The sequence below is a fragment of the Streptomyces sp. NPDC005803 genome (assembly GCF_040630435.1).
Classification (GTDB): domain Bacteria; phylum Actinomycetota; class Actinomycetes; order Streptomycetales; family Streptomycetaceae; genus Streptomyces.
The window spans coordinates 258640-285109 of record NZ_JBEXXO010000008.1; the positions used below are offsets into that span (position 1 = coordinate 258640).

Genomic DNA, 26470 nt, shown 5'->3' on the forward strand with positions numbered 1-26470 from the left:
TGGTGACCCGAGGAGCCACCCTTGGCTGCTGAGCTGCATGTCGAGCTGGTCGCCGCGGACCGCAGTGTCTGGTCCGGCGAGGCCACCCTCGTTGTCGCACGTACCACGTCCGGCGACATCGGCGTCATGCCCGGTCACCAGCCGCTCCTGGGTGTGCTGGAATCGGGCCCGGTGACGATCCGTACGAGCGACGGCTCCACTGTCGTCGCCGCGGTGCACGGCGGTTTCCTTTCCTTCGCCGACGACAAGCTCTCGCTGCTGGCGGAGATCGCCGAGCTGGCGGACGAGATCGATGTCGAGCGCGCGGAGCGTGCGTTCGAGCGTGCGAAGTCGGACACGGACGGCGCTGCCGAGCGCCGCGCCGATGTGCGACTGCGTGCGGTGGCGGTGCACTAGTCACCCCGCGCAACGGCTTTACCCTCAGCCGCGGCCCGTGCTGGAGACCCCTCCAGACCGTGTCGCGGCTGAGGCGATGCAGATGCAGGTGAAGTTCGGGCGGTATCCGTTTACTCGATGACGCGAGGAGGTCGGTGGAGATGTTCCTCGCGCTGTGGGTGGGCGGGCTGGTCGTCGCACTGGTCGTGGTGGGTCTCTTCGTCTTCGGTCTGCGCCGGCGGCTGATTCAGCGCTCCGGCGGGACCTTCGACTGCAGCCTGCGATGGAACGTGTCCGAGGAGCCGGACCTCTCGGGCAAGGGCTGGGTGTACGGAGTCGCCCGGTACAGCGGCGACAAGGTGAACTGGTTCCGGGTCTTCAGCTACTCCCCGCGCCCGCGCCGGGTGCTGGAGCGCGCCTCGATCGAGGTGGTCACCCGCCGGCTGCCCGAGGGCGAGGAGGAGCTCGCGCTCCTCTCCGACGCCGTCGTGCTCTGCTGCCTCCACCGGGAGACCCGGCTGGAGCTGGCGATGAGCGAGGACGCCCTCACCGGATTCCTCGCCTGGCTGGAGGCGGCCCCGCCCGGCCAGCGAGTCAACGTGGCCTGAGCGGACGGCCTCGCCGGCAAGGGGCGCCTCCCCGGACGGAGCCCGGGGGCGGGTGACCGTGGCCTCACGCCACGCACCACACACACGAAAGCCGGGGAGACAGGGGGCGGACCTGTCTCCCCGGCGCTTTTCGGGGGTTACGCGATGAGCCGTGCGGCGGGGGCTACTGCAGACCGCCGTGCATGGCGCTCACGAGCTCACCGTTGCTGGTGTCCCCGCTGAACTCCCAGAAGAACGCGCCTCCCAGGCCCTGGTTCTTCGCCCAGGTCATCTTGGACGAGATGGTGGCCGGGGTGTCGTAGCTCCACCAGTTGGTGCCGCAGTGGGCGTACGCGGTGCCGGCGATGGTGCCGGTCGCGGGGCAGCTGTTCTTGAGGACCTTGTAGTCCTCGATGCCCGCCTCGTACGTGCCCGGGGCCGCGCCGGTGGCGGTGCCGCCGGGTGCGTCCTGGGTGACGCCGGTCCAGCCGCGGCCGTAGAAGCCGATGCCGAGCAGCAGCTTCGATGCCGGGACGCCCTGGGCCTTCAGCTTGGCGATGGCCTCGGCGGCGGTGAAGCCGGCCTTCGGGATGCCGCTGTACGACGTGAGCGGGGAGTGCGGGGCCGTCGGGCCCTTCGCGTCCCAGGCGCCGAAGAAGTCGTACGTCATCACGTTGTACCAGTTCAGCGACTGCGCGGCGCCCGCGTAGTCCGCGAGGTCGATCTTGCCGCCCTGCGAGCCGTCGGCCGTGATGGCCGCGGTCACCAGGTTGCTGCTGCCGAACTTGGTGCGCAGCGCGGAGGTGAGGGCCTTGAGCGAGGCCGGGCCGCTGGTGTCACAGGTCAGACCGCAGGCGTTGGGGTACTCCCAGTCGATGTCGATGCCGTCGAAGACATCGGCCCAGCGCGGGTCCTCGACCAGGTCGTAGCAGGACTGGGCGAACGCGGCCGGGTTCTGCGCGGCCTGGCCGAAGCCGCCTGACCAGGTCCAGCCGCCGAAGGACCACAGGACCTTGATGTGCGGGTACTTCGCCTTGAGCTTGCGCAGCTGATTGAAGCTGCCGCGCAGGGGCTGGTCCCAGGTGTCGGCGACGCCGTCGACGGACTGGTCGGCCGTGTAGGCCTTGTCGTAGTCGGCGTACGAGTCACCGATGGTGCACTTGCCGCCCTGGACGTTGCCGAAGGCGTAGTTGATGTGCGTGATCTTCGCGGCCGAACCGGAGGTGTCCAGGTTCTTGACGTGGTAGTTCCGGCCGTAGACGCCCCACTCGGCGAAGTAGCCGAGGTTGACCTTGCCGCCGGTGCCCGTGCCGGGGTCGGTGCCCCCGCCGCCGGTGGTGTGCACCTTGACCGCGCCGCTGGCCGGACCGGTCTGGTCGGCCGTGTCCCGGGCCTTCACGGTGTACGAGTAGTCGGTACCCGCGGTGAGGCCGGTGTTGGTGTACGTGGTGCCGGTGACCGTGGCGACGACGGCGCCGTCCCGCAGGACGTCGTAGTTCTTGATGCCGTGGTCGTCGGTGGCGGCGCTCCAGCTGAGCTTCGCCGAGGTGTCGGTGACGGCGCTCGCGGTGGGGGTGCCCGGCGCCGAGGGGGCGTTGTCGCCGGGGACGCTGCCGCCGTCGCAGGAGGCGCCGTTCAGCTTGCAGCCGGAGGGAGCGCCGGAGCCGGTGCCGTTGAAGCCGAACGAGACGCTGGCGCCCGGCGCGACCGAGCCGTTCCAGCCGACGTTCTTGGCGGTCCAGTGGGTGCCGGAACCGGTGACGGTGGCGTCCCAGGCGGAACCGACCGCGGTGCCGGAGGGGAAGTCCCACTCGATGGTCCAGGAGGACAGGGCGGTGGTCCCGGTGTTCTTCACCGTCCACTGGCCCTCGAAGCCGGTGCCCCAGTCGGACTTCTTGACGTAGGTGGCGGTCGCCGACGTGGCCGCTTCGGCGGGGGAGGCCATGCCGACCAGCGCGGCGATCGGAAGGAGCAGTGCGGTGAGGCCCGCGACGGCTCGGGTTCTGGTGGCTCTTCCGGCACCGAATCTGAATCGGGTCCGGCGGGGGGTCTCAGTGCTCAACGGTGCTCCTCGGGTGGGGTCCGGCCGAACGGGGGGTGGTCCGTGGACTGCGTACCCTGCGCCGCCCTGAGCCCGCTTGTCATGGCGGGCTCACCGCAGTGTGCTCGGTGAGATTAGGAAGGTCTGGACCAATCGTCAAGAGGTCCAGACCAAAGATCGGAGTCCCGCGCGGATAAACCTCATACGCCCAACTCCTGCGCCAGCACGGCCGCCTGGACCCGGCTGCGCAGCTCCAGCTTGCCCAGCAACCGGCTGACGTGCGTCTTCACCGTCGCCTCGGCCATGGACAGCCGCACCGCGATCTCCGCGTTCGACAGCCCCTCGCCGAGACAGCCGAGCACCTCACGCTCGCGCCGGGTGAGGGCGTCCAGGACCGCCCGGTCCGGACCCGCCGACGTCCGGGCGGACGCGGTCCCGGCGAACTCCGCGATCAGCCGTCGCGTCACCGACGGGGCGATCAGCCCTTCGCCCCGCGCCACCGTACGGACCGCGTCGAGCAGCCCGCGCGCCTCGGTGTCCTTCAGCAGGAAGCCCGCCGCTCCGGCCCGCAGCGCGCCGAAGACGTACGCGTCCAGGTCGAACGTGGTCAGCACCAGCACGTCCGCCAGCCGCTCCGCGACCACCTGCTTCGTCGCGGACACCCCGTCGAGCCGGGGCATCTGAATGTCCATCAGCACCACGTCCGGGCGCAGTGCGCGGGCCAGCCGGACGGCCTCCTCGCCGTCGCCGGCCTCGCCGACGACCTCGATGTCCGGCGCGCTGCCCAGGATGAGCACCAGCCCCGCCCGTACGGCCGACTGGTCCTCGGCGACCAGAACCCGGATCGTCATGGCTTCACGCTTCCTTCTCCCAGGGGCAGTCGTGCCCGTACCCGCCAGATCTTCGCCCCGTCCCCGGCCGGGACGGGGCCCGCCTCGAACTCCCCGCCGAGCAGGGCCACCCGCTCCCGCATCCCGGTCAGACCGGCCCCCGACCCCGGGGCGCGCGCTCCGGGCCGGGCCCCGAAGACGCTGACCACCTCCGCCGTCAGCTGCTCGCCCGTCTGCCCCAGCCGCACGGTGACCGGGCCCGGCGCGGCGTGCTTGAGGGCGTTGGTGAGGGATTCCTGGACGATCCGGTACGCGGCCAGCTCGACCGGGGCGGGCAGCCGGCCGGGGTCGGTGCGGGTGTCGTCCAGGGTGCAGGTCAGTCCGCTGGAGGCGGCGTTCGTACGGTGCTGTTCGACCAGGACGTCCAGCGAGCCGAGGGAGGGCGAGCTGCTCGGCTCCGGATCGGCCGCGCCGGTGCGCAACAGCCCGATCAGACGGCGCATTTCGGCCAGACCGTCGACGCTGTTCTCACGGATGACCCCGAGCGCGTCGCGGGAGGTCGCCGGGTCGTCGATGGACAGCGCGGCGGTGGAGTGGATCGCGATGGCGGAGAGGTGGTTGGCGACTATGTCGTGCAGTTCCCGTGCCATCCGGGCGCGTTCGGCGGTCACCGCCTGCGCGCGGTCCATCTCGGCCAGCAGGGCGGTCTGATCGGCGCGCAGCCGGGCGGTCTCCGCGGCGTCGCGGTGGTTGCGCACACTGACGCCGGTCAGGGCGGGCCCGAAGGAGACGAGGCCGGTGACGATGCCGATGAGCAGCGCCTCGGGCTCCCGGAACCAGGCCAGGAAGCCGATCGTGACGCCGACCGTGATCAGGAACGTGGTCACCGGAATCCGGCGCGCGGCGGCCGGGGTCCCGTACAGCACCGCCGCGTACATGAGGTCGGTGAACATCAGCACGGTCGCCAGGTTCCCGGGCGTGAACTGGTCCACGGCCAGCGCGAGCGTGCCGATGCCCAGCGCCGTCCGCGGCGCGCTCCTGCGCAGCAGCTCCGCCCCCGACATCACGGCGAGCGGGAGGAGCGCGAGCCACGGCGCGTCGAGGGGGCGGCCGTTCTGCATGTGCAGACCGAGCAGGGACAGGACCGCTCCGCCGAGCAGTCCGACGACCGCGATGAGGAGGTCGTGGCGGTGGGGGCGGGCGAGGGAGAACACCCGCCCATCCAACACGGCCCGCCCGTGGCGCACGTCCGCACCGGGAGCGATCCGCCACTACATCGAAGGATGCAGTGGTCGCTCGTCACCGGGGGCGATGACCGGGGACGGCCGTGCCGGGAAGCTGGAGGGGAGCGAAGGGAAACGGACCGTGATCGTCACACTGATCGTCCTCTGCGAGATCGCCTTCTGGGTGCTGCTCGCCGCCGGGCTCACGCTGCGGTACGCGCTCAAGCGGCCGCGGCTGGGCGCCGCCGTGCTGCTGTGCGAGCCGCTGCTCGAGGTCGTCCTGCTGGTGGTGACGGCCGTCGACCTGAAGCACGGCGCCGCTCCGGACTGGAAGCACGGACTGGCCGCTGTCTACATCGGCTTCACGCTGGGCCTCGGGCACTCCACCGTCAAGTGGATCGACGCCCGGGTCGCCCACCGGTTCGCGGGCGGTCCGCCGCCGGTGAAGCCGCCGAAGTACGGGAGGGCGCGCGCCGTGCACGAGTGGCGGGTGGCCGGCCGGTGGACGGTGGCCGCGGTGACGGCGCTCGCACTGCTCCAGGCGGCGGTCTGGTACGTGGGGGGAGACGGGGACGTGGCGTCGCTGCGGTCGTGGCAGCGGACCATGCTCTTCGTGCTCGGGATCAACCTGGTGATCGCCGCGAGCTACACGCTGTTCCCGAAGCCGGAACCGCGGGACGACGCGAAGCGCGTGCCCGGCCCGCCCGCGGGATGAGGACCCCGCGGACGGCGTTGACGCCCCGGGTCAGCGATCGCCCCCCGGAACCCACAGCACGTCGCCGACCTCCTGGTTCGCCACCCGGGCCAGGATGAAGAGCAGGTCCGAGAGCCGGTTGAGGTACGTCGCCGTCAGCGGGTTCATGACCTCGCCGTGCACCTCGAACGCCGCCCACGTGGACCGCTCCGCGCGCCGGACCACCGTGCACGCCTGGTGCAGCAGCGCCGCGCCCGGGGTGCCGCCCGGCAGGATGAAGCTGCGGAGCTTCTCCACCTGCTCCAGGAAGCGGTCGCAGTCCGCCTCCAGCTTGTCGACGTACGACTGCTCGACCCGCAGCGGCGGGTACTTCGGGGCTTCGACGACCGGTGTCGACAGGTCCGCGCCCACGTCGAACAGGTCGTTCTGCACGCGGACGAGGACCTTGACGACGTCCTCGCTCAGCTGCCCGAGCGCGATCGCCGTGCCGATGACCGCGTTGGCCTCGTTGGCGTCGGCGTACGCGGCGATCCGCAGATCGGTCTTGGCGGTCCGGCTCATGTCCCCGAGGGCGGTGGTGCCCTGGTCGCCGGTGCGGGTGTAGATACGTGTCAGGTTGACCATGCGGCCAGCCTAGTTAGGCGCCCGCCCTGCGGAAGACGCGTGTGCCCACCGTCACGGCGAGTGCCGCGCATCCGAGGGCGACCAGGACGCCGTACAGCATGTGCGCGGTGGCGTACGACCCGACGTACGCGTCCCGCACCGCGTCCACGAGGTAGCGCAGCGGCGTGAAGTGCGACAGCACGTCCAGCCACCGGGGGCCGAGCGTCATCGGCAGCATCAGGCCGGAGAGCAGCATCGCCGGCATGGTGAGCGAGTTGATCACCGGCCCGAACTCCTGCGGCGTGCCGACCTTCATGGCCAGGGCGTACGAGAGCGAGGCCAGCGAGACCGTCAGGAGACCGACGAAGGCGAAGCCGATCAGCACGCCGGGCAGGGGCGCGCGCAGCCCCATGAGCACGGCGACGAGCACCAGCAGCACCGCCTGGAACACGAACAGCAGCGCGTCTCGCAGGACCCGGCCCAGGAGCAGGGCCATCCGGCTGACCGGGGTGACGCGCATCCGCTCCATGACCCCGGTCGACTTGTCCAGAATGATGGCGAAGCCGGTGAACGAGGCGCCGAAGAGGCCCAGTTGGAGCAGGAGTCCGGGGACCAGCACCTGCCAGGAGTCGCCGTCCGGACCGAGCGGCAGACCGGTGAGCAGCGGGCCGAAGAACAGCAGGTACAGCAGCGGCATGAGGATGCCGAAGAGGATCTGGAACCGGGAGCGCAGGGTCTGGCGGGCGTAGCGCCCGAAGACGAGCGCGGTGTCGTGGAGAAGCATCGGATTCCTCTGGCAGGCGGCGGTGAAGGGGCTGCCGGAGACGGGCCAGGGGCGGCCCGGCCGGCTGCGGCACTAGACGGCGACGGGAGCGGCGTCCGCGGGGGCGGGGGAGCGGCCGGTGATCGCCAGGAAGGCGTCCTGGAGCGAGGCGGTGGGGGAGCCCGCGTAGCGGCTCTTCAGCGCGGCCGGTGTGCCCTCGGCCGCGACCAGGCCGCCGTCCACGACGACCAGCCGGTCCGCGAGCGCGTCGGCCTCGTCGAGGTAGTGGGTGGTGAGCACGACGGTCGTGCCGTACGTGTCGCGCAGCCGGCGCACCAGGTCCCACAGGTCGGTGCGGCTGCCCGGGTCGAGGCCCGTGGTCGGCTCGTCGAGGAAGAGCACGGCCGGGCGGTGGGTGAGCCCCATCGCGAGGTCGAGCCGCCTGCGCTGGCCCCCGGAGAGCGTGACCGTTTTGCGGTCGAGCAGCTCGGTCAGCCCCAGCTCGGCGGCGAGTGCCGCGGCCCGGGCCACCGCCGCGGTCTTGCCGAGCCGGTACAGCCGACCCTGGGTGACCAGCTCCTCCCGGACGCTGACGTGGGGGTCGACGCCGCCCGACTGGGCCACGTACCCGCACTTCTCGCGCACGCCCGCCGGGTCGGTGAGCAGGTCGCGGCCGGCGACGGTGGCCGCGCCGCCGGTGGGGGCGAGCAGCGTGGTGAGCATGCGCAGGGTCGTGGTCTTGCCCGCTCCGTTGGGGCCGAGGAGGCCGACGATCTCCCCGGGAGCGACGGTCATGTCGAGGGAACGGACGGCCTCCACGGGGCCGGCCTTGGAGGCGAAGGTCCGGGCGAGACCGGACGTACTGATGATTGGCATAGCGACCACAAAAACAGAGGCACTGAAAAATTGCAATGACGCCAAATATTGAAGGACCCCAGAGCGGCCTACGATGGGGCCATGGCTGAGGGACTCAGGGAGCGCAAGAAGCGCCAGACCAGGCAGCACCTGTCGGACGTGGCCACCGGTCTCTTCCTGGAACGCGGCTTCGACGCGGTCACGATCGCCGAGATCGCCCGCGTCGCCGACGTCTCGGTGAACACCGTCTACAACTACTTCCCGACCAAGGAGGACCTCTTCCTCGACCGCAGCAGCGGCATCGTCGACCGCCTCTCGCGGTACGTCCGCGGCCGGGACAAGGGGGAGTCCGCGGCCGACGCCGTCCTGCGCGAACTGCGCATCCAGGTGGAGGGCGTGTCACCCACCGTCGGCCTGATCGAGGGCTACGAGCGGTTCATGCGGGTCATCGAAGGGGCGGACAGCCTCAAGGCCCGCCTGTGGCACGTCCAGCAGGAGGCCCTCCAGCACCTGGAGGCGACCCTTCAGGAGGAGTGCCCGGCCGGGCCCAGGGACCGGACCGCGAGCCTGGTGGCCGGGCAGCTCTCCTGGGTGCACGCGACGCTCATGGCGTACATCGGTGGCGAGATGGTGGCGGGCCGCCGGGCCGGGGAGGTGTCCAGGGACGCCCTGGTCCTGCTCGACGACATCGAGGACCTGCTGGGGGAGAGGGTGCTCAACTACGCGCGGCGCGCCGCCGAATGACGCGTCCCGGTGTGATGTCCGTCATGTGAGACGTGACGCGCATCTCTTCGATGCCCCAGGGCCCCTCACGGGTACTAATCTCCGCCGGAGAGCACGTGCGAACGAACCGTTGAGAAAGCATAGGGGTGCCAACGTGGCCAGGAAGCTCGCCGTCATCGGCGCCGGACTCATGGGGTCCGGTATCGCGCAGGTCTCCGCCCAGGCGGGCTGGGACGTCGTGCTGCGCGATGTCACCGACGCGGCCCTCGCCCGTGGCCGTGACGGCATCAAGGCCTCGTACGACAAGTTCGTCTCCAAGGGCAAGCTCGCGGCGTCCGACGCCGAGGCCGCGCTCGCCCGCATCACCACGACCACCGATCTCGACGCCGTCGCCGACGCGGACGTCGTCGTCGAGGCCGTCTTCGAGAAGCTGGAGGTGAAGCACGAGATCTTCCGGAGCCTCGACAAGATCGTCCGGGACGACGCGGTGCTCGCCTCCAACACCTCCGCCATCCCCATCACCAAGATCGCGGCCGTGACGGAGCGCCCCGAGCGCGTCGTCGGCGTGCACTTCTTCTCGCCGGTTCCGATGATGCAGCTCTGCGAACTCGTACGCGGCTACAAGACCAGCGACGAAACCCTCGCCACCGCGCGGGAGTTCGCCGAGTCGGTCGGCAAGACCTGCATCGTGGTCAACCGTGACGTGGCCGGCTTCGTCACCACCCGGCTGATCTCGGCGCTCGTCGTCGAGGCCGCCAAGCTGTACGAGTCGGGTGTCGCCTCGGCCGAGGACATCGACATCGCCTGCAAGCTCGGTTTCGGCCACGCCATGGGGCCCCTGGCCACCGCGGACCTGACAGGCGTCGACATCCTGCTGCACGCCACCGGCAACATCTACACCGAGTCCCAGGACGAGAAGTTCGCCGCCCCGGAGCTGATGCGCCGAATGGTCGATGCTGGTGACATCGGGCGCAAGAGCGGGCAGGGCTTCTACACGTACTGATCGTTTTCGGTCCCCGGTCGCCTGATCTGCCGTCAGTCAGGCCCGGGATTCCGGGGGCCACCTTCCGGAACCAGCGGATCCGCAGAGGGCTCACGGCGGGCCCGGGTCACTCCACGGAGTGAATTCGGTATCGGTTCGCTTACAGACGGCAACTTCCCTGTCGCTGCCGCAGTCAGTTGGGGCAGAGACAGTTTCAGACAGACCGACCATGCCACGGAGCATTCCAGGGGAGCGCATATGCACATCAGGGGCGACCATGCCGAGCTGGTCGTCGGGGGCCGCCTCGATGTCCGAAGCGCGGCGGACGCCCGTACGGTTCTGCACTCGGCCCTCGACGACGGAGTCGGCGACCTGGTGCTGGACCTGACCGAGCTGGATTCGTGGGACGCCACCGGGCTGGGCGTCATCATGGGGGCCCACCGCCGGGCCGGGCGCGCCGGGCGACGGCTGGTGCTGAGGGGCGTACCGCCGCAGATGCAACGCCTTCTCGTGGCCACCCGACTGCACCGCATCCTGGCCATCGAGGGCGGGATCGCCGCGGAATCGCTGCCGCGCGTCTGAGTGCGCCCGGCGGCGGACGCGGGGCGGTGGACGCCCGGCCAGGTGCCCGGGCGGGCCCGCAGCACCCCCGGCCGGCGCCACACAATCCTCACGAGACCGTGATCTGTGGGGCGGCGCGGTGCCCCGGGTGTTCGTAGATACTGTGCGAAGGTTTAGGGTTCGGCCGTCTGCCGATTGACGGACCCACCTGGCGGACACCGGACCGTAAGCGACAGCTGGGCGTGTGAGGCCGGGAGGGACTACCGCGCTCGACGCGTCTTGGGGGCTTTGGCGATGGACCCGACACACCGGGGGCCGGAAGAGTACGGCCACGACAGCAACGACTTCGCCGAGGAAGCCGGCCGGCGCCGTCCTTCCCGCGATCCGCTGACGCCTGATTTCAGTCAGCAAACGCCGCAACAGGCACGCATCGTCCCGCTGATATCCGGCGACCTCCTGCTCACCGTCAACCCCGTCGACGGCAGCGAGGTCGAACTGTGCCCGCCCGGGGAGCAGCCCGCCGCACCCGTCCGGCGCACCCCCGCGGAGCGGGCCGACCGTGAACGGGCCGCCGCACCCCCCGTCCCGCCCGGCCCGCCCGTCCTCCAGCTCCCCCTGCTGCAGCGCGAGGACGAACGCGAGCGACTGACGCGTCTGCTGGCCGGCGGCCGCTCCGTACGGCTCACCGGACCGGCCGGTTCCGGCCGGACCGCGCTGCTGAACGCCGTCGCCGCCGACTGCGCCGAGCTCGCACCGGACGGAGTCGTCCGGCTCAACGGCCACAAGCGCACGCTCACCGACCTCCTTTACGGACTCTTCGAGGCCGTTCACGACGCACCGCTGCACCGCCCGGACCACGACGCGCTGCTGGAGAAACTGCGGACGACCGGCGCCGTCGTCGTGCTCGACGACCTGGAACTCGGCGGCGCCGCCCTGGACGAGCTGCTCGACGCGACGCCCGAATGCGCCTTCCTGCTGGCCGCGACGCCCGACGTCGCCGCGCCCGGCCCCGACTCCCACCTCGAAGAGGTCTTCCTCGCCGGGCTGGACCGGGGCGCCTCCATCGACCTGATGGAGCGGGTCGTCGAGCGGAAGCTCACCGAGGAGGAGGCCAACTGGGCGGGCGACCTCTGGTTCGAGTCCGAGGGCCTTCCGCTGCGCTTCGTCCAGGCGGGCGCCCTGCTGCGCCAGCGCGACATGCTGGGCACCGACCCCACCGCCTACGACGAGTACGGCTACCTGGAGAACCGGCCCGCCGATGAGCCGCCGGCCGAGGACGCCTTCGGTCCGCAGGCCGCGGAGGTGCCGCTGCCCAGCCTCGGCGAGGGCGCCGCGCCCGCCGCGCTGCTCGGTTCACGGCTGAGCGCGGCCGCGCGCGCCACCCTGCGCTTCGCGGTCGCGCTCGGCGGCGAGGTCCCGCACCAGGCGCATCTGCCGGCGCTCGTCGGGGACACGCACGCCGACGCGGCGCTCGGTGAGCTGGCCGGCTGCGGGCTGCTGTCCCCGGCCGGTCCCCGCTACCGGCTGGCCGCCGGCGTCCTCGCCCAGCTGGAGGCCGCCGGATACGGCGACGACGCCACGGAGCGGGCCAGGACGGTGGCCCAGCACTACGCCTGGTGGGCCGGCCACCCCTCCGTCACCCCCGCACGCGTGGTGGCCGAGGCGGACGCGATCGTCGCGGCGATGGCCCAGCTGGTGCCGGGGGACGGGGCCGGGCAGACCAGCGTCGCCGTGCTGCTGGCCCGCAGCGCCTCGCCCGCCTTCGCCGCCGGGCTGCACTGGAGCGCCTGGGAGAGGGCCCTGCGGATCGGCCAGGAGGCTGCCCGGATCGCCGGCGAGGTCGCCGAAGAGGCCTACTTCCACCACGAGTTGGGCGTGCTCGCCCTCTGCGCCGGCAACCTCGACCGGGCCAGGGCCGAGCTGGAGACGTCCATCAGCATGCGAGGGGCGCTCGCCGACAAGTCCGGGGCGGTGGCCGGGCGACGGGCGCTCGCCCTCGTCGAGGACCGCTCGGGCGGATCGGCCGCGGGTCTGGTCAGGACGAGCGGCGAGATACCGTCGAACCCCCTTCTGGCGTCCTCGCCCCGCGGTCTGCCGGCCGTCATCCCCCTCTCGATGCCGCGTACGTCCCCGGCCGAGACCGTCGTCGTTGCCCGGCAGAGCGCTCCGCAGGCGGCCGAGAAGCAGGGGGGCGGCCCCTTCGCGATGCTGGGCGGGGCCCGGCGCAATCTGGTCGCGGCCGGTGCGGGGGTGCTGCTCGCCGGGGTACTCGGCACGGTGGTGACCCTCGGGCTCACCTCGAACACCGAGCCGCAGGGTGATCCAGGGGGCTCGGCCGAGCAGTCGGTGACCGACGGCGGCGGCCAGGAGGAGGAGCTGCCGGCCGAGGAGTCCACGGACGGCACGACCCCGTCCGCCAAGTCGTCCGGTTCCGCGTCGTCGTCGTCCTCGTCGGCGACGCCGGGGCCGTCGGGGAGCGGGTCCGCGCCGGCGGGCGGGGGCGGGGCGACGTCCCCGGGGGGCACGGCGTCGGCGACGACCCCGTCGTCGCCGGGCGAATCGTCGTCCGTCGAGCCGTCGCCCACGCGTACGAAGCCGAAGCCGACGGCGAGCAGTGCCTCGCCGGCCGAGTCGGAGACCAGCGAGCCGCCGACGGAGACGCCGCCCACGGACCCGACACCGACGGACACCGAGACGACGGAGCCGGAGCCGGGCGTGCCTGATTCGTCCGACTCGGCGAGTGGGCCCACGGGGGCGAGCGCGAGCCCGTCGGTGACCTGAGCCGGGGCGTCCCCTGGACGCGCCGTGTCAGCGAGCTCCGGACGGGTCCGATGTCCGCGCGTGCCCGTCCGGCGAGATACCCGGTCTCCGCGCGGAGGGCCCGTCCTCGATCGCCGGACGGGCTCGGGTACCGAGAAGGTCAGAACAGCCTGAGCTTGTCGTCCTCGATGCCGCGCATCGCGTCGTAGTCGAGGATCACGCAGCCGATGCCGCGGTCCGTCGCCAGGACGCGGGCCTGGGGCTTGATCTCCTGGGCCGCGAAGATGCCCTTCACCGGCGCCAGGTGGGGATCGCGGTTGAGGAGCTCCAGATAACGGGTCAGCTGCTCCACGCCGTCGATGTCGCCGCGCCGCTTGAGCTCGACGGCCACGGTCTGCCCGTCGGCGTCACGGCACAGGATGTCGACGGGGCCGATGGCGGTGAAGTACTCGCGGCGGATGAGGGTGTAGCCCTCGCCCAGCGTCTCGATCCGGTCGGCGAGCAGTTCCTGGAGGTGCGCTTCCACGCCGTCCTTGATCAGGCCGGGGTCGACGCCCAGCTCGTGGGACGAGTCGTGGAGGATTTCCTCCATCGTGATGATCAGTTTTTCGCCCGCCTTGTTCACCACGGTCCAGACGCCCGCGGTGTCGTCGGAGCCCTCTTTCAGCGTGCAGGGCGGCGACATCCAGTTGAGCGGTTTGTACGCCCTGTCGTCGGCGTGAATCGACACGCTCCCGTCCGCCTTCACCAGGATGAGACGGGGAGCGGAGGGCAGGTGGGCCGTGAGCCGGCCGGCGTAGTCCACGGAGCAGCGGGCGATGACGAGACGCATGGTCGGCAACGCTACTCGACGACCGGTACTCGACGCGATTCACCCACCCGTCACTCCCGCCCCGCCCGGGAGCGACGCCTTCTGGCTTGCCCGGCTTTGAACCCCTTCGTTATTGGCCGGTTGTGTTCCCAATCTCCTGGTGCGGCCCGGACTGCGCCCTTACCGTGGATGCAGGAGGTCGCCGTGCGTGCACGCTGCGTCGCCGTCCTCCTTCCCTGCCCGTAAGGCCGACCGTCTCATGGGGGGGTGGGTGAAGGAGCGTGGCCGGGTGCGTGCAGCTGCAAGGCGGAGGATCGAGGCATGGCGGAGCCATGGTGATCGACGACAACGCCGCAGACGCGCGTGCCCAGCCCCGCGACGCCGCCCCCTCATGTGACGGCCGGTCCAAGGCTCCGGCACTGTGCCGGGGTCGCGAGAGGAGAACCCATGTCGCTCGACGTCTCACCGGCGCTGTTGGAACAGGCCGAGCGAGGCGAGGTCGACGAAGCCGACTTCGTCGACTGCGTCCGGACCTCCCTGCCCTACGCATGGGAGATGATCAGCTCGTTGGTGGCTCAGCTGAAGGTCGACGGTGGGGAGTTCGCCGACAACCAGACGCCGCCGCCCAACGAGCAGGCACGTGGTCAGCTGCTGCGTGCGCTCGCGAGTGATGCGATACGCGGTGCGCTGCAGCGGCACTTCGGGGTGCGCCTGGCATTCCAGAACTGCCACCGCGTCGCGGTGTTCCCGCTGGACGCCTCGGTCGACGACCGGCTGGCCCGATTCACCTCGGTGAGGGGCCAGTTGCTCAACCAGTCGCCCGAACTACGGGACTGCTGAACGCTTCTGCTGCCGACCCGGGCCGCGGGAGGTGCAACTGGTCCGGGGCGGCAGCTCCCGTACGCACACCGTGCGGCCCGTGGGTGTGGGTCATTCGAGGAGGGGCAGCACCTCGGTGCCCAGCCGCGCTACGTTCTCCTCCGTGGCCACGAGATCTCCGGAACCCTCCACCAGGAGCGCGAAGCGGGTGATGCCCGTGCGTTCCGCCGTGGCCGCGAGACGGTCCGCCGCCAGCCGGGGCGGGCCCACCGGATGAAGGCCGCACAGCAGCTCCGTGTACGCGACCGGGTCACGCATCACCCGGTGCCGGCCGTCGACCGTCACATGGGCGTCCAGCCCCTGCCGCAGCCAGCCGGGCATCGCCTTCACGAGCGTCTCGCGGGCGTCGTCGGTGCGGTCCGCGATCTGGGCCACCCCCGCGGACACGTGCCCGGCCTGGCGCACGCTCTCCGGCGAACGGCCCGCGGCGAGCGCGTGGGAGCGCCAGAGAGCGACCATCTCCGCCTTCTCCTCGTCACCGCAGTGCATCCCGAGCAGCATCGGCAGGCCGTTCTGTGCGGCGAGTTCCACGCTCTTCGGCGAGGTGCACGCGACGATCACCTCCGGTCCTCCGGGGCTCTCCCCGCTCTCCGCGTCGAGCAGCTCGTCGGGCCGGGGGACCACCGCCACCTCGCGGAAGCCGTAGCGCTCCCCGCGGCCCGAGACCCGCGCTTCGCGCAGCCAGTCGAGCAGCAGCCCCAGGGACTCCGGAAAGCCGTGCTCGTACGCCTCCAGGCCGCCGCCGAACACCTCCAGGTCGATCCAGGGGCCGCCCCGGCCCACACCGAGGGTGAAACGGCCGCCGCTGGTGAGGTGCAGCAGCGCGGCCTGTTCGCCGAGCGCGACCGGATGCTGGGTCGGCAGCACGCTCACCGCCGTGCCGACGCGGATCCGGCGCGTGCGGCCGAGCAGCAGCGCGGCCAGCGTCACGGCGTTCGGGCAGACCCCGTACGGCACGAAATGATGTTCGGCCAGCCAGACCGAGTCGAGGCCGGACTCCTCCGCGACCTCGGCGGACCGGATCGCGCGATGCAGCGCTTCACCCGGGCCCTGCCCCGGAAACTGAGCTGCCAGTACGAACGTTCCCACACGCATCGCCAGATACCTCCTTGCGGCCGACGCGGCTCTCCCCTACTGGCAACAACGTCTGACACGTGCCAAAGGCACGGTCCGCCCGGAAGTTGTTGCGATTTTCCGGTAACCCGTCCCGCCCCGGGGCCCGTACCGGGCGGTGCGGGACGCCTACCCCCGTCGCATGGCCCTACGCTGGACGGGAACTGCCCAGCCTGCCCCGTGAGGTGTTACGTGTCCCCGCGCCGCAACCGCCCCCGAGGCGGCGAGAGTCCCACCGACAGCGCAGGCGCGGCGGGGGACCGGTACGGCGGCGGAGGGCGCTCGGAGGAGTGGCAGGGCGAGGAGTGGTCGGTCCGCCCCGTGAGCGGCGCGAGCGCCAAGGGCAAGCGCTACCGGTGCCCGGGCTGCGACCAGGAGATCCCCTCGGGCCTCCCGCACCTGGTGGCCTGGTCCGACTACGGCGGGATCGACGACCGCCGGCACTGGCACAAGGCGTGCTGGAACGCGAAGGACCGCCGCACCACGCGGGTGCAGCGGTCCAGGAACGCGCCTCGGTACTGAACGGCCGCCGGGGCCGCCGCCGTCAGACGTCGCGTTTGTTCATCACCAGGTAGGCGCCGCCCAGGGCGACGGCGGCCACGGCGAGCATGATCCACAGCGGGTCCCAGCCGGACGGGCCGCCGGACGAGCTGACCGAGTTGTCGTAGAAGATGCTGAGCTGGTTGGGGATCGAGTACTCCAGCAGCCACTCCCGGAGCGACGAGAGCGACTCGGCGAACATGAAGATGGCCAGCACGAGCGGCAGCAGCACCACGCCGATCATGATCGTGATCGCTCCGGCCGAGTGCCGGATCAGCGCGCCGACCGCCAGCGAGAGCAGCCCCAGCGTCGCCATGTAGAGACCGACCCCGACCGTGCCGCGCAGCCACTCGCCGCCGGTGGGCGCCGCGCCGTCCAGGATGGACGTCTGGAGCAGCGCGACGATCGTCGTCATCACGGTCGTCAGCACGAAGGTGAGCAGGAAGAAGACGACGGCCTTCGCGCCGAGTACCCGGCCCCGGCTCGGGCAGGCCGTCAGCGTCGTGCGGATCATGCCGGTGCCGTACTCCGACGCGATGGTCATCACGCCGAGCGTGATCACGCAGATCGACCCCAGGAGCACGCCGAAGAAGCCGAGGCTGAGCACCGGGGTGGAGCCGAGGTCGCCGTCGGTCGAGTTGACCGCGACCGCCGAGATCACCCCGATGACGAGCAGCAGCACGATCATGACGCCGAGGGTCCACATCGTGGAGCGCACGGAACGGATCTTGGTCCACTCGGAGGCGATCGCGTCGCCGAGGGTGGCGGCGCGCACCGGGATCGGCGAGGTGTAGTAGCCGCGCTGCATGCCCTGCGTGCCGTGCATGCCCTGCGCGTGCTGCTGGGGAGCGGGGGGCTGCTGGTACGCCTGCTGCTGGTACGGGGCCTGGGGCGTCGGCGGCGTGGACGGCGTGGTCATCGGGAGTCCTCGCTGGTGTCGCGCTTGGTCATGTCTGCGGGGGATCCGGCGGGCGCCGCCGGTGCGGGGGCGGGGGCGGCGGCCGGGACCGCCGGGGCGGGGGCGGGGGCGGCGGCCGGGACTGCCGGGGCGGGGGCGGCTGCGGGGGCCGCCACCGGAGCGGCCGGTGCCGCGGGGGCCGCGGGGGCCGGGGCGGCCGCGTACGGGTTCTGTCCCGGCGGCGGCGGGGCGTACCAGCCCTGCTGCGGCACCTCGGGGGCGCTCTGCGGCGGGGCGTACCCCTGCTGCGGCCCGTATCCGCCGGGCGCCGGCGGCGCCTGCAGGTGGGCCACCTGGTCCGCCGTGGAGCGGTAGTCCACGGCCCCCTGCGTCATCCGCATGTACGCCTCCTCCAGCGAGGCCTGGTGCGGCGAGAGCTCCCACAGCCGGACGTCGGCCTCATGGGCCAGATCGCTGATCCGCGGCAGCCGGAGACCGGTGATCCGCAGGGCCCCGTCCGGCTCCGACATGACCTGGCCGCCCGCCTCGGTGAGGGTGGCGGTGAGCTTCTCCCGCTGCTCGGGCCCGTCCTCCGAAACCCGGACCCGGGCGAAATCGGCCGAGTTGGCCGAGATGAAGTCCGTGACGCTCATGTCGGCCATCAGCTGGCCGCGGCCGATCACGATCAGATGGTCGGCGGTGAGGGCCATCTCACTCATCAGATGGCTGGAGACGAAGACCGTGCGGCCTTCGGACGCCAGCATCTTCATCAGGTTCCGGACCCAGAGGATGCCTTCCGGGTCGAGACCGTTGACCGGTTCGTCGAAGAGCAGCACCTGCGGGTCGCCCAGCAGGGCGGCCGCGATGCCCAGGCGCTGCCCCATGCCCAGTGAGTAGCCCCTGGACCGCTTCCGTGCGACCTGCTGGAGGCCGACGACGCCCAGTACCTCGTCCACCCGGGCGGCCGGGATGCCGGCGAGCTGGGCGAGCGAGAGCAGGTGGTTGCGGGCGCTGCGCCCGCCGTGCACGGCCTTGGCGTCGAGCAGTGCGCCCACCTGGCGCGGTGCGTTCGGCAGAGCGCGGAAGTCGTGGCCGCCGATGGTCACCCGGCCCGCCGTCGGCCGGTCCAGGCCGAGAATCATCCGCATCGTCGTCGACTTGCCCGACCCGTTGGGACCGAGGAACCCGGTGACGGCGCCGGGCCGCACCTGGAAGGAAAGGTTGTACACGGCCGTCTTCGCGCCGTAGCGCTTGGTCAGGCCGACTGCCTCGATCATGCTCCAGCCCCATCGACTCTCTGTCGTCGGGGCACAGGCCGTCGGCCGCACGCCCCCCGTATGAGTGAGGAGGATATCCAGGCCTTGACGGTTCCGGCCAAGTCGTCACCGGGCGAGTCCCTCCCGGACGCCGGGGTCCGGGAGCCAGGGCTTCCGGTCAGGCGTCGCGCTTCTTGAGTACCAGAAAACCGCCGATCACGGCGGCCGCCACCCAGGCGACCATGATGAGAAGACCGGCCCACGGACCGTACGGAGCCGGATCGCTGTTCATCGCGTCGGGCACCACCTGCATGATCTTGGAGCCCGCCTGGTCGGGGAAGTACTGGGCGACGCTCTTGGCCCCCGGGACGGCCGACAGGATCTGCGAGACCAGGAAGAAGAACGGCATCAGGATGCCGAGCGACAGCATGGAGCTGCGCAGCATCGCCGCCACGCCCATGGAGAAGAGCGCGATCAGCCCCATGTAGAGGCCGGCGCCGAAGACCGCCCGCAGCACGTTGTCCGCACCGATGCCGATCCTGTGGTCACCGAGCAGGGCCTGACCGAGGAAGAACGAGGCGAAGCTGGTGGCCATCCCGACCACCAGGGCCAGCACGACGGCGACCAGCATCTTGCTGAACAGGAAGGTGGCCCGCTGCGGCACCGCCGCCAGGGAGGTGCGGATCATGCCGGAGCTGTACTCCGTACCGACCACCAGGACGCCGAAGACGACCATCGCCAGCTGGCCGAGGATCATCCCGGAGAAACTGATGAACGTGGGGTCGAAGGTGGCCCGCTCCGCGTCGGAGAGGTCGTCGAACTGGGAGTTCATCACCGCACAGAGCGCGGCGCTCATCGCGACGGTGACGACGAACGCGGAGATCAGCGTCCAGGTCGTCGAGGAGACCGTACGGATCTTGGTCCATTCGGAGGTCAGGACCGCGGGAACCGACGCCATCGCCGTCACACCCCCGTTCCGGTGCCGGATTCGCCGGGAGCCCCCGGGGTCGTGCCGCGCCCGCCCCGTTCGTCACCCCAGTGCGGCCCCACCGCCGGTGGCGGCGCGGCCCCGCTCTCCGAATGCGCGTGGTACTCCACCGAGTCCGCCGTCATCTGCATGAACGCCTCCTCCAGAGAAGCCCGCTGGGAGCTCAGCTCGTGCAGCACGATCGCGTGCCGGGCGGCGAGCTCGCCCAGGGCCTCGGTGGTGGCGCCGTCGATCTCCAGCGTGCCGTTGCCCGACTCGACCACGATGAGGCCCTCCGCGTGCAGGACGTCCCGCAGCCGCTCCTGCTGCGGGGAACGCAGCCGTACATAACTGCGGGAGTTCTGATGGATGAAATCCGCCATCGAGGTGTCGGCGAGCAGCCGGCCCTGCCCGATCACGATCAAATGGTCGGCCGTCAGCGCCATTTCACTCATCAGATGGGAGGAGACGAAGATCGTCCGGCCTTCCGCGGCGAGCGCCTTCATCAGATTGCGAATCCAGTGAATTCCCTCGGGGTCCAGACCATTGACAGGTTCGTCGAACATCAGGATCTCGGGATCACCGAGCAGTGCCGAAGCGATTCCCAGGCGCTGGCCCATGCCGAGGGAGAACCCCTTGGACTTCTTCTTCGCCACCGCGGTCAGGCCGACGGTGTCGAGCACCTCCGCCACCCGGCTCTCCGGGATCCGGTTGCTCTGGGCGAGGCAGAGGAGATTGTTGTACGCGCTGCGGCCGCCGTGCATCGACTTCGCGTCCAGCAGCGCGCCGATGTGCTTCAGGGGCTCCGACAGCTCGCGGTAGTGCTTGCCGTCGATGCGCACCGATCCGCTGGTGGGGTTGTCGAGATCGAGCATCATGCGCATCGTGGTGGACTTGCCCGCCCCGTTGGGGCCCAGAAAACCCGTCACCATCCCCGGCCTGATCCGGCACGACAACTGGTCCACGGCGACCTTGTCGCCGAAGCGCTTCGTGAGGCCCTCGAGCTCGATCATGCGTTCACGCTAGAACGGCCGCGCGCCCGGCGCCACCACAAAGGCGGAACCGGGCGCGCGAGGGTTACGGCGTCGAACCCCGGGAGTCAGCGGGTCTGCTGGGCCGGAACGCCGCGGGAGACGGGCTCCTCGTCGGCGGGGGTGCCGGCGGCGGCCACCGCGGCGCCGGTCAGCGTCGCCAGCATCTCGCGGACGTTCGTCAGCTGCGCGTTGATCGAGTCGCGGCGGTTGGTGAGCGCCGCCAGCTCGCGCTCCGATTCGCTGCGGATCCGGTCGGCCTTCGCGTTGGCGTCGGCCACGATGTCCTCGGCCTGGCGCTGAGCGGTCTCCACCGTCTGACGGGCGCGGCGCTCGGCGTCCGTACGGAGCTTCTCCGCCTCCAGGCGGAGCTGCTCGGCGCGGTGCTCGATCTCGGCCAGACGCTTCTCGGCCTTGGCCTGACGGGACGCGAGGTCGCGCTCCGACTGGTCGCGGCGCTTGGCCAGGTTGGTCTCGAAGTCCGCGGCGGCCTGGGCGGCCTTGGCGCGGGTCTCCTCGAAGAGGGCGTCGGCCTCCTCGCGCTTCTGGGCCGCGTCCTTCTGCGCGTCCGAGCGCAGCGTGCTGGCCTCACCCTGGGCCTTCTCGACGATGCGGACGCCGTCGTCCTCGGCCTTGGCCTTGCGCTCGGCGGCGAAGGTCTCGGCGTCGTTGCGCACCTGCTGGGCGGCGGACTCGGCGAGCTCGCGGTGCTGCTCGGCGGCGCGACGGGCCTCCTCACGCAGGTCCTTGGCCTCCTCCTCGGCGAGGCGGAGAATCTTCTCCACGCGCGCGCCGAGACCCGCGTACGACGGTTCCGCGTCGTTCACCTGGGCCTGGGCGTTCTGCGTTTCGAGGTGCAGTTCCTCGATGCGCTTTTCCAGAGACGTGATGCGGGCGAGAGCACTATCACGGTCGGCGACGATCTTGGTAATGCGGTCATCCACCTGACCGCGGTCGTAACCACGCCGCACGAGCTCGAAGCCGAAGGGGGAGGAAGGGTCACTCATGGGGTTCCTGTCGAAGTGAGACCGGTGAGGTGATAGAGGGAATCCTAGGGGCCAGAACGGCGTGTCATCGAGCGGATGCCCGTTTGATCTGGAGAATGACACCCCTTTTGAGTGGCTAACCCCCGTAAGACTTGCCACTCGGAGGGCTGAACGTCATTGCCGGACCACGGGAGTGCACCTGGCGGCTACCCATCCGACTGCTTGCCACCCGTACGGGTGCCCGCCGCCGCCGTGGCCTTGACACCGCCCGGCGGACCGGCGCCCGCCGCCTTACCGCCCGCCCCGGGCGTCTCGAAGGACTCCAGCGCCTCCAGGACGTCCTGGACCCGGGAGATCTCGGTGTTGATGTCCTCGCGCCGGCGCACCAGCACATCGAGCTCGCGCCGGCCCTCGTCCACCGTCCGCTTGGCCTCGGCCTCGGCGTCGGCCCGCAGCTTCTCGGCCTCGCGCACCAGAGTGGCCTTCTTCTGCTCGGCCTCCTTCAGCAGCGACTCGGCCCGCTTCACGGCGGCGATCCGGACCTTGCTCGCCTCGGAGTTGGCGTCCGCCAGCAGCTCCTTCGCCTTCGCGGCGGCCTCCTCGCGCTGCTCGGTCGCCGCCTTCATCAGATGGTCGACGCGCTCCCCGGCCGTCTTCATCTGCTCGGACGTCTCCCGCCGGGCGCGGTCGTGCAGCTCCTGGATCTCGCTCTCCAAGCGGGTCCTGAGCTCCTCGGCCCGCTCCCGGATCTGGGTGGCGTCCCGGCGCGCGCCGACCAGCAGCCCGTCCGCGTCCGTCCGGGCCCGCTCCACCAGGGAGTTGCCCTCGACGGTCGCCTCGGAGGTGATCCGGAGGGCCTCCTTGCGGGCCGCCCCGACCATCGTGTCGGCCTGCTCCTCGGCCTCGGTGGCAGCGCGCAGCGCCTCCTCCTGGGCCTTGTTGATCAGCTGGTCCGCCTGCTCGGCGGCGTCGGCGCGGCGCTTCGCGGCGGATTCGCGCGCCTCGTCCAGCAGCCGGTCCGCCTCCTGGCGCGCCTCGGCGCGCATCTGCTCGGCTGCCGCCTCGGCGTCGCCCCGCAGCCGCTCCGACTCCTCACGGGTGCGGGCCGCGTGCTCCTGCGCGGAACCGACGGTCGCCGCCGCCTCCGCCCGCAGCCGCTCCGCCTCGCCCGCCGCCTCGTCACCGAGCCGGGTCGCCTGCTGCGTCGCCTCCGTGAGGATCCGCTCGGCCTGGCCCGTGGCCTCGGACACCAGGCGCTCGGCCTCGGACGTGGCCTCGGACACCAGGCTGTCGGCCTGCTCCGCGGCCTGGGACCGCATCCGGTTGGCGTCCTCCCGGGCCTCGGCCCGGCTGCGCGACGCGTCCTGTTCGGCCGAGGCCAGGGCGTCGGACGCCTCGGTACGCATCCGCTGGCTGTACTCCGCGGTGTCGGCGCGCAGCTTCTCCGACTCCGCGATCGCGTCGGAGACCGTCCGCTCGGCCATCGCCTTCGCGGCGTCGGTCTCCTCCTGCGCCACCCGGCGGATCCGGGCCGCGTCCTCGCCGGCCCGTTCCCGCTCCGCGTAGGCGTCGGAGCGGACCCGGTCCGCCTCCTCCTGCGCCTCGGCCTTCGTCCGCTCCGCGACGTGCTCGGCGGTGGAGCGCAGCCCCGCGATCTCCGCCTCGGCCTGCTCCTGGAGTCCGTTGACCGAATCCCGCACCTGCTGGGCCGTCTGCTCGGCGGCGGCGACCATCTCGGTCGCCCGCGCGTCCGCCTCCTCGACCAGGCGCTGGGCCTCGGCCTGCGCCTCCTCGACCCGCTTGCGGGCGGAGGCCAGCAGTTCCTCGCTCTGCTCGCGGGCGCGCTCGCGCTCCTGGGTGGCCTCGGTACGCGCCGCGTCGAGGGTCTCCTCGGCCTCGCGGCGGCGCCGGTTCGCCTCCTCCTGGGCGGCGGCGAGCGCCTCGGCGGCTTCCGTGCCCACCCGTTCGGCGGCGGCCGCGGCCTCCGACCGCACCCGGTCGGCGCTCTCCTGGGCCTCGGTCTTCAGCCGCTCGGCCTCGGCGGCCGCCTCGCTGCGCAGCCGTACGGCGACGGTCTCGCCCTCCGCACGGGACTGCGCGGCGTCGGCCGCGGCCTCGTCGCGCAGCCGCTGAGCCTCCGCCTCGGACTGCTCCTGGAGCGTGCGCAGCCGCTCGGCGGCCTCCGTGCGCAGCCGCTCGGACTCCTCGTTCGTCTCGCGCCGGATGCGTTCCGCGTCGGAACGCGCCTCGCCCAGCGTCTGCTCGGCGGTGGCGACCCGGGTCTCGGCCTCGCTGTGCAGCCGGGCCAGCTCGTCGGCCGCCTCCGCCTGCCGGGCCGCGATCGCGCGCTCGGTCTCCTCGCGCAGCCCGGCCGCCGCCTGCTCGGCCGCGGCCGTCACCGCCTCCGCCTGCTCCTCGGATTCGGTGCGCAGCTGCTCTGCCTCGCCGCGAGCCCGCTCCAGGGCCTCTTCCGCCTGCTTGCGCAGCGCCGCCGCCCGCTCGGTGGCCTCGCTGCGGACGCGCTCGCTCTCGGCGCCCGCCGCGGCGCGCAGCTCCTCCGCGTCCGCCTTGGCCTTGGCCAGCAGCTCCTCGGCGGTCTTCGCGCCCTCTTCGATCTGCTGGAGGGCCTCGCGCCGGGCCTCGCCGCGGATCCGCTCGCCCTCGGCGACCGCTTCGGAGCGCAGCTGCTCGGCCTCGCCGCGCAGCCGGCGGGCCTCCTCCTGGAGCTCGACCGTCTTGGCCCGGTACTCCTTGGTGTCGTCCTTGGCCGCGCCCTTGAGCTGGTCGGCCTGCTCGGCGGCCTCACCGCGCAGGCGGTCCGCCTCGGCCTCCGCCTCGCGGCGGATCCGGTCGGCCTCCTCGCTCGCCGCCCGGGTGGTCGACTTCGCGTCCTCGGACGCCTTGGTCAGCACCTCCTCGGCGGCGCGGGCCGCCTTGGCGAGCTGGGCCGCGGCGTCCTCCGCCGCGGCGGTGCGCGCGCTCTCGGCCGCCTCGGAACGGAGCCGGTCCGCCTCGGCGCGGGCGTCGGCGAGCGCCTGCTCGGCCTCCGCCTTGAGGGACTCGGCGTCCTTGGTGGCCTCGCCGACCAGCCGGGCGATCTCCGACTTGGCGGTACGGGTGCGCTGCTCGTTCTGCGACTCGGCGCCGGCCAGCCGCTTGACCGCGGCCTCCTTCGCCTCGGACAGGACCTTCTCGGCCTCGACGCGGGCCTCGCGCAGCTGCGTCTCGGCCTCCTGCATGCGCTGCTCGGCGGCCCGGTTCAACTCGGTGGTCTGCTGCCGGACCTGCTCGGTCTCGGCACTCGTCGACGAACGCAGCTGTTCGGCGTGGGCGGTGGCCTCCTGCGCCTGGCTGGAGGCGGCGCCCAGCAGCCGCTCGGCGTCCTTGCGGGCGCGCAGCAGGATCGCCTCGGCCTCCGAGCGGGCGGCCTCGGCTTCGGAGCCGAGGCGCCGACGCGTCTCGTCGGCCAGCCGGGCGGCCTCGGCGCGGGCGGCGCCCAGCGCCTGTTCGGCCTCGGCCCGTGACTCGTCCAGCAGCCGGCGGGCCTGGGCCTCCGTGCGGGCGCGCAACTGCTCCGCCCACGCGACGTTCTCGTTGACGTGGGACTCGACGGTCTGGCGGCGCTCGGCCAGCTCCTGGTCGAGCTGCTGGCGGCGCTGCACCGCCTCGTTGTGCAGTTCGGCCTGGAGCCTCGCCTGGTGCTCGGCGTGCTCCTGAAGGATCCGCTGCGTCTGCGCACGGGCGTCGCGCAGCTCGCGCTCGGCGTCGTTGCGGAGCTGTTCCGCCTGGATCTGGGCGTTACGGAGCAACTGCTCCGCCTGGTAACCGATGTCCGCGCTGTCGTACGCGGGACGGGTCGCCAGACTGCGCCGGGCCTCGTGCAGCTTGGCGCGCAAGACCTCGACCTGGTAGCCGAGGTCCTCGGCGTGCTGGACGGCCTTCTCCCGGTCGGTCTTCAGCCGGTCCATCTCGGCTTCGAACCGCGAGAGATGGTCGACTTCAGCTCGGTGGCTCTCCTGGCGTTCGTAGCCCCGCACTGCGCGGTCCCATCCTTCCCCGAGCTCTCAACTTCTTCCCCAAGCTCTCAACTTCGTTCGAGCAGGAGATGCCCCACTGAGCAGGGGAGACCCCAACCCTGATCGCGAACTCCAAACGAGTACCGTTCGCCGGCGAACGGTCCCCCGGGGAATGGTGACAGATCAACGGCTGAGGACGCGGCGCGGCCCCGACCCGGCCCCGGCCCGGAACCGCCCACTCTACCGGGCCGGGTATCCCTGAGAAGCTGTTGTCCGGCTCCCGCTGGGCTCGGCACGCCGGGCGCGGCCGCTCGCGGGGTTGCCACGGACCCGCCCAGCTGGGTCCCGAGGGCTCCCCGGCGCCGTGCGGCCGGCCGCACCGGATGCCCCGAAGGAGCCGTACGAGGGCTTCCGGGTCAGTGCTCCGTACGGGACGTGACGAGTTCGGTGAGGACCCCGTGGCAGTCCTTGGGGTGGAGGAAGGTGATCCGGGACCCCATGGACCCCGTCCTGGGCTCGTCGTACAGCACCCTGACGCCCTTCTCCCTGATGTCCGAGGCGTCCGCGTCGACGTCCGCCGTGCCGAAGGCGATGTGGTGCACGCCCTCGCCGTTCTTGGCCAGCCACTTGCCCACCGCGGAGTCCTCGCGGGTCGGTTCCAGCAACTGGAGGTACGAGGCTCCGCCGTCGGACGTCTCGTTGATCTTGAGCATGGCCTCCCGCACGCCCTGCTCCTCGTTGATCTCGGAGTGGAACACCTCGAACCCGTAGGTCGATCGGTAGAACTCGACGGTCGTGTCGAGGTCGAAACAGGCGATCCCGATGTGGTCGATTCGCGTCAGCATGGAACCAGTGCAGCGCTCGGAGGATGGTTACGCAACGTGCGCGCGATCACACCCGCTGCCGGATGACGGGCGTGGTACTGCTCAGTACATTCGAGTAAACCCTCGTTCACTCCTATTCCAAGGGGCTGTGC

At 71.7% G+C, this 26470-nt stretch carries 24 protein-coding genes; 9 read left to right on the forward strand and 15 right to left on the reverse strand.

Annotated features, from left to right (window positions below):
- Window positions 1-21: 21 nt before the first annotated feature.
- Complete coding sequence (locus ABZ454_RS14530; RefSeq protein WP_356318868.1) at window positions 22-396, forward strand: F0F1 ATP synthase subunit epsilon; 375 nt, start codon at window positions 22-24, stop codon at window positions 394-396.
- 140 nt (window positions 397-536) lie between these two features.
- Window positions 537-983 (forward strand): DUF2550 domain-containing protein, encoded by a 447-nt coding sequence (locus ABZ454_RS14535; protein WP_356318933.1) that lies wholly within the window; start codon window positions 537-539, stop codon window positions 981-983.
- Between the two features lie 163 nt (window positions 984-1146).
- Here ABZ454_RS14535 and ABZ454_RS14540 read toward each other — a convergent pair whose 3' ends face one another.
- The 3 genes from ABZ454_RS14540 to ABZ454_RS14550 form a co-directional block, all read right to left on the reverse strand.
- Window positions 1147-3024, reverse strand: a complete 1878-nt coding sequence (locus ABZ454_RS14540; protein WP_356318869.1) for a glycoside hydrolase family 18 chitinase — start codon at window positions 3022-3024, stop codon at window positions 1147-1149.
- Window positions 3025-3203: 179 nt separating this feature from the next.
- On the reverse strand, window positions 3204-3854 hold the full coding sequence (locus ABZ454_RS14545; protein ID WP_359538029.1) for a response regulator transcription factor: 651 nt from the start codon (window positions 3852-3854) through the stop codon (window positions 3204-3206).
- On the reverse strand, window positions 3851-5047 hold the full coding sequence (locus ABZ454_RS14550) for a histidine kinase (protein WP_359538031.1): 1197 nt from the start codon (window positions 5045-5047) through the stop codon (window positions 3851-3853). Before ABZ454_RS14550 ends, ABZ454_RS14545 begins: the two co-directional genes overlap by 4 nt.
- A 151-nt stretch (window positions 5048-5198) precedes the next feature.
- Here ABZ454_RS14550 and ABZ454_RS14555 point away from each other — a divergent pair, with 151 nt between their 5' ends.
- Window positions 5199-5771 (forward strand): hypothetical protein, encoded by a 573-nt coding sequence (locus ABZ454_RS14555; RefSeq protein WP_356318872.1) that lies wholly within the window; start codon window positions 5199-5201, stop codon window positions 5769-5771.
- 30 nt (window positions 5772-5801) lie between these two features.
- Here ABZ454_RS14555 and ABZ454_RS14560 read toward each other — a convergent pair whose 3' ends face one another.
- The 3 genes from ABZ454_RS14560 to ABZ454_RS14570 all read right to left on the reverse strand — a co-directional run bounded on the left by ABZ454_RS14560 (window position 5802) and on the right by ABZ454_RS14570 (window position 7992).
- A complete protein-coding gene (locus tag ABZ454_RS14560; protein WP_356318873.1) occupies window positions 5802-6374 on the reverse strand; it encodes a cob(I)yrinic acid a,c-diamide adenosyltransferase in 573 nt (190 codons plus the stop codon).
- Window positions 6375-6387: 13 nt separating this feature from the next.
- A complete protein-coding gene (locus ABZ454_RS14565; RefSeq protein WP_359538034.1) occupies window positions 6388-7137 on the reverse strand; it encodes an ABC transporter permease in 750 nt (249 codons plus the stop codon).
- A gap of 72 nt (window positions 7138-7209) precedes the next feature.
- The gene (locus ABZ454_RS14570; RefSeq protein WP_359538036.1) at window positions 7210-7992 is read right to left on the reverse strand and encodes an ATP-binding cassette domain-containing protein; all 783 of its coding nucleotides are present in this window, start codon (window positions 7990-7992) and stop codon (window positions 7210-7212) included.
- 81 nt (window positions 7993-8073) lie between these two features.
- Here ABZ454_RS14570 and ABZ454_RS14575 point away from each other — a divergent pair, with 81 nt between their 5' ends.
- From ABZ454_RS14575 to ABZ454_RS14590, 4 genes are all read left to right on the forward strand, one after another.
- The gene (locus ABZ454_RS14575) at window positions 8074-8715 is read left to right on the forward strand and encodes a TetR/AcrR family transcriptional regulator (RefSeq protein WP_359538037.1); all 642 of its coding nucleotides are present in this window, start codon (window positions 8074-8076) and stop codon (window positions 8713-8715) included.
- Window positions 8716-8848: 133 nt separating this feature from the next.
- A complete protein-coding gene (locus ABZ454_RS14580; RefSeq protein ID WP_359538039.1) occupies window positions 8849-9697 on the forward strand; it encodes a 3-hydroxyacyl-CoA dehydrogenase family protein in 849 nt (282 codons plus the stop codon).
- Between the two features lie 237 nt (window positions 9698-9934).
- Window positions 9935-10258: an STAS domain-containing protein gene (locus tag ABZ454_RS14585; RefSeq protein WP_018102617.1), complete on the forward strand. Its 324-nt coding sequence runs from the start codon at window positions 9935-9937 to the stop codon at window positions 10256-10258.
- Between the two features lie 273 nt (window positions 10259-10531).
- Window positions 10532-13018 (forward strand): ATP-binding protein, encoded by a 2487-nt coding sequence (locus tag ABZ454_RS14590; RefSeq protein WP_359538041.1) that lies wholly within the window; start codon window positions 10532-10534, stop codon window positions 13016-13018.
- 139 nt (window positions 13019-13157) lie between these two features.
- Here the strand turns inward: ABZ454_RS14590 and nucS are convergent, their stop codons facing one another.
- Window positions 13158-13829 carry an endonuclease NucS gene (gene nucS / locus ABZ454_RS14595; RefSeq protein ID WP_356318879.1) on the reverse strand — a complete coding sequence of 224 codons (672 nt, stop codon included), beginning with the start codon at window positions 13827-13829 and terminating at the stop codon, window positions 13158-13160.
- A 426-nt stretch (window positions 13830-14255) separates the two neighbouring features.
- On the opposite strand from nucS, the gene ABZ454_RS14600 reads away from it, so the two are divergent.
- Window positions 14256-14648 carry an SCO5389 family protein gene (locus ABZ454_RS14600; RefSeq protein ID WP_136328739.1) on the forward strand — a complete coding sequence of 131 codons (393 nt, stop codon included), beginning with the start codon at window positions 14256-14258 and terminating at the stop codon, window positions 14646-14648.
- A 90-nt stretch (window positions 14649-14738) separates the two neighbouring features.
- Here ABZ454_RS14600 and ABZ454_RS14605 read toward each other — a convergent pair whose 3' ends face one another.
- A complete protein-coding gene (locus ABZ454_RS14605) occupies window positions 14739-15782 on the reverse strand; it encodes an LLM class flavin-dependent oxidoreductase (protein ID WP_356318880.1) in 1044 nt (347 codons plus the stop codon).
- 210 nt (window positions 15783-15992) lie between these two features.
- On the opposite strand from ABZ454_RS14605, the gene ABZ454_RS14610 reads away from it, so the two are divergent.
- A complete protein-coding gene (locus tag ABZ454_RS14610; protein WP_356318881.1) occupies window positions 15993-16322 on the forward strand; it encodes an ATP/GTP-binding protein in 330 nt (109 codons plus the stop codon).
- A gap of 22 nt (window positions 16323-16344) precedes the next feature.
- Here the strand turns inward: ABZ454_RS14610 and ABZ454_RS14615 are convergent, their stop codons facing one another.
- The 7 genes from ABZ454_RS14615 to mce form a co-directional block, all read right to left on the reverse strand.
- Window positions 16345-17259: an ABC transporter permease subunit gene (locus tag ABZ454_RS14615; RefSeq protein ID WP_356318882.1), complete on the reverse strand. Its 915-nt coding sequence runs from the start codon at window positions 17257-17259 to the stop codon at window positions 16345-16347.
- Window positions 17256-18515: an ATP-binding cassette domain-containing protein gene (locus tag ABZ454_RS14620; protein WP_359538043.1), complete on the reverse strand. Its 1260-nt coding sequence runs from the start codon at window positions 18513-18515 to the stop codon at window positions 17256-17258. The genes ABZ454_RS14615 and ABZ454_RS14620 overlap by 4 nt, the downstream gene beginning before the upstream one ends.
- Window positions 18516-18672: 157 nt before the next feature.
- Window positions 18673-19452, reverse strand: a complete 780-nt coding sequence (locus ABZ454_RS14625; protein ID WP_359538044.1) for an ABC transporter permease subunit — start codon at window positions 19450-19452, stop codon at window positions 18673-18675.
- 5 nt (window positions 19453-19457) lie between these two features.
- Window positions 19458-20474, reverse strand: a complete 1017-nt coding sequence (locus ABZ454_RS14630) for an ABC transporter ATP-binding protein (RefSeq protein ID WP_359538045.1) — start codon at window positions 20472-20474, stop codon at window positions 19458-19460.
- 86 nt (window positions 20475-20560) lie between these two features.
- Window positions 20561-21499 carry a cellulose-binding protein gene (locus ABZ454_RS14635; protein WP_356318885.1) on the reverse strand — a complete coding sequence of 313 codons (939 nt, stop codon included), beginning with the start codon at window positions 21497-21499 and terminating at the stop codon, window positions 20561-20563.
- Between the two features lie 185 nt (window positions 21500-21684).
- Window positions 21685-25515 carry a polarized growth protein Scy gene (gene scy, locus ABZ454_RS14640; RefSeq protein ID WP_359538047.1) on the reverse strand — a complete coding sequence of 1277 codons (3831 nt, stop codon included), beginning with the start codon at window positions 25513-25515 and terminating at the stop codon, window positions 21685-21687.
- 395 nt (window positions 25516-25910) lie between these two features.
- Window positions 25911-26339 carry a methylmalonyl-CoA epimerase gene (gene mce / locus ABZ454_RS14645; protein WP_356318888.1) on the reverse strand — a complete coding sequence of 143 codons (429 nt, stop codon included), beginning with the start codon at window positions 26337-26339 and terminating at the stop codon, window positions 25911-25913.
- Window positions 26340-26470: the final 131 nt, after the last annotated feature.